The organism is Rhizobium sp. 16-488-2b, from assembly GCF_017741815.1.
Taxonomy (GTDB): domain Bacteria; phylum Pseudomonadota; class Alphaproteobacteria; order Rhizobiales; family Rhizobiaceae; genus Rhizobium.
Map to the genome: position 1 here is coordinate 1 of NZ_JAGHMF010000044.1, position 2,535 is coordinate 2,535.

The 2,535-nt window shown below is 57.6% G+C and carries 2 protein-coding genes; one reads left to right on the forward strand and one right to left on the reverse strand.

Annotated features, from left to right (window positions below; genetic code table 11):
- Positions 1–227 precede the first annotated feature (227 nt).
- Complete coding sequence (locus J5286_RS30205) at positions 228–965, forward strand: hypothetical protein (RefSeq protein ID WP_209193602.1); 738 nt, start codon at positions 228–230, stop codon at positions 963–965.
- 6 nt (positions 966–971) lie between these two features.
- On the opposite strand, the gene J5286_RS30210 is transcribed toward J5286_RS30205, so the two are convergent.
- Entirely contained in the window at positions 972–2,393 is a 1,422-nt protein-coding gene (locus J5286_RS30210; protein WP_209193603.1) for an ISNCY family transposase, read from the reverse strand.
- Positions 2,394–2,535: the final 142 nt, after the last annotated feature.

The following is a 2,535-nucleotide window of genomic DNA, read 5'->3' on the forward strand; positions in this document are numbered from 1 at the left end:
ACAATGTCAAAGCTGAATAGGGCTGCGACGTTGTCAGCCATTTAGATACGCGACACTGGCTGCTCGGATCAGCCCCCGATCCGACCGGCTGGGCCGGGTTGAAAGGGCGGAGCGGGGGCGGGTGATGACGCTCCCTTTCGGCTTTAGCTTTCTCTGTGGCAATTGTTTCGTCGTCGGCTGATACTCGCTTTTATCTGAATAGAGCGGGTAGGGATCAAAGCTGCACGATGCTTCCGGAAATCAAGCTGCAGGGTGACGTCGATGTCGCCGCGCTGTCACCTCTTCTTCGCGGCATGCTTCTGTCCGTTGCCTATGCTGACGGCGAAGGTGGTATAGGATTGACCGCGACCGGTGCTATGAACCGCAAATTCGTACATTGGGCCGCTGTGAACTTCCTGTGGCCCGACTTCACAGCCGAAGACCTCTACAGCATGCACAAGGTGCTCAATGAGAGCGACATGCCGCCGCTCTGGGTCGTGCGCGACATGACCCGGCATCTGAAACTGCTTCGCCGGAAAAAGAATGTTCTGCTGCCAACCAAACGAGGCCGCGAGTTTCTGCTGAACCCGCAAACCTTCTTCGATCTGGTCGCCACGGACTATCTCTATTCGTATGTCCACGTGACCGATCGGCAAGAGGACGTTCAGGCTCGATTGCGCTGGTGGCGCATGTTCCTCAATCTTCTCAATATCAAGACCAGAGAAGGTTGCACGCCATTGGATGTTGTAAAAATCCTCAATCCAGGCTTCGCGCCCCTGTCAGACACCGAAATGACCCTGGAAGCCTGGGAACTGAAATCCGATGTCCAATATGGCGTCCTGAGGCGCCTGTGCTGGCTCGGCCTGCTCTATGAAGCAAGAGAAGGGCTCACGCTTTTCCAGGATGGATCCTACCATAAGACGCCGCTTTGGTCCGCCTGTCTGCAGCTGGAATCGGATACACAAAGCGACATAGGGGTGCATTGAAACGTCTTATTCCGCCGCCGGCTGCTTCGATAATGCTTTCTCGCGCTTCGCAATCACCGCCGGATCGTTCATGTAATCTGTCCTCGGCTTGCGGCCACGCTTCTGATAGCCGTTCGCCGTGCTACCGTCGCGAATGCCGAACATATGATCGGTCTGCCCAGTGCGGCGAGGGCCGCTTCTGCTGCGCTGCTGCTCACGCCCGGCCTGTATCTCCGCGACAACAGACAGCATGTCGTCCAGACGCTTGTTGTCGACGACCTCGGCGCGATGCACCGAGCGCAATGTGTCAAAGGTTTTGTAGGGCAGGGCAAAGCTCTCGTGCATGATCTCAAGCCGTCCGTCTGGATAATCGCAGACAATCACCTTCCGGCCTGCCAACGGCCTGGAAATCTCGGTCGGATCGAGAATGAACAGCACCTTGTCGTAACGCAGCGTCAGGGATTGCGACAGCGTGCGCACCTCCTTGCGGCACATGGCGCCATCGAGGTTCTCATGATCGGCTAAAGGTCGGTGCATGTCCTTCGGGTTACGCGGTAGCTTGCCGAAACGCGCGTTGAAATCTGCAATGAACTCAGGTGCATAGGCGTTGGCGTCCTCGATCGTGTCGATACCGCGAAGCCGCATCTCCTTGACCAGCCGATCCTGCAATGTCTGGTTGGCACGTTCCACACGGCCCTTGGCCTGCGGGGTGTTGGCACAGATAATGTCGATGTTCAGCTCATAAAGCGCCCGACCGAACTGCGTCAGGCCGCTCGTCCGGTCTTTCTCAGACGCATGCGTACTGCGGAAAACGCCATGCTTGTCGCTGTAGAACGCCAGCGGCTTGCCCCATTGCTGCAGATAGGCCTTGGTCGCGTGCAGATAGTCGAACGTATTCTCCGATCCAGCAAACCGTAGATGCAGCAGCTTGCCGGTCGCGTCATCGATATAGACGAGCAGGGCGCATTTGGGGCCACGGTTCTCGAACCACCAGTGATGTGAGCCATCGATCTGCACCAGTTCGCCAAAGCAATCACGCCGGCCGCGTGGCTGGAAAACCCGCTTCTTGCGTTCCCGGCGAGAAACCCAGATGCCGGCCTCGGTCATCCATTGCCGAAGCGTTTCCTTGGCGACCGAAATCCGGTGCAGCTCGATCAGCTTCTCGCGCGCCAGCGTCGGACCGAAATCCAGATAGCGCTCCCGGATCAGATCCAGCGCCGCATTGCGAAACTCCTCGCTATGACGCCGATTGCTCGGGCGCGATCGTTTCTTCGAAACAAGGCCAGCCGGACCGTCCCGGTCAAAGGCCTGCAGCAGTCGATGGACCTGGCTTCGACTGAGGTCGAGCCGTTCGGCGGCCTCGACGACCGTCAGACGTTCGTCACGGATCTTCTGGATGAATTCGAGGCGATGCAATTCTTTCTGCGACATGGTGATCAAAAAGGACATGACGACTCCGACCGCTCATGGTCTCGACCAGGCTGAAAATCGTCATCCTTGCTCCCAACGTTGGCTTTGACCAGTGCGTCGAGAGGCGAGACTGTCGCATCTCTAACTGGCCCAACTGTCGCATTACTAAATAGCCGCTACA

Coding starts and splice junctions, on each gene's coding strand:
- J5286_RS30205 (WP_209193602.1), top strand. CDS start 228: ATGCTTCCGGAAATCAAGCTGCAGGGTGACGTCGATGTCGCCGCGCTG.
- J5286_RS30210 (WP_209193603.1), bottom strand. CDS start 2,393: ATGTCCTTTTTGATCACCATGTCGCAGAAAGAATTGCATCGCCTCGAA.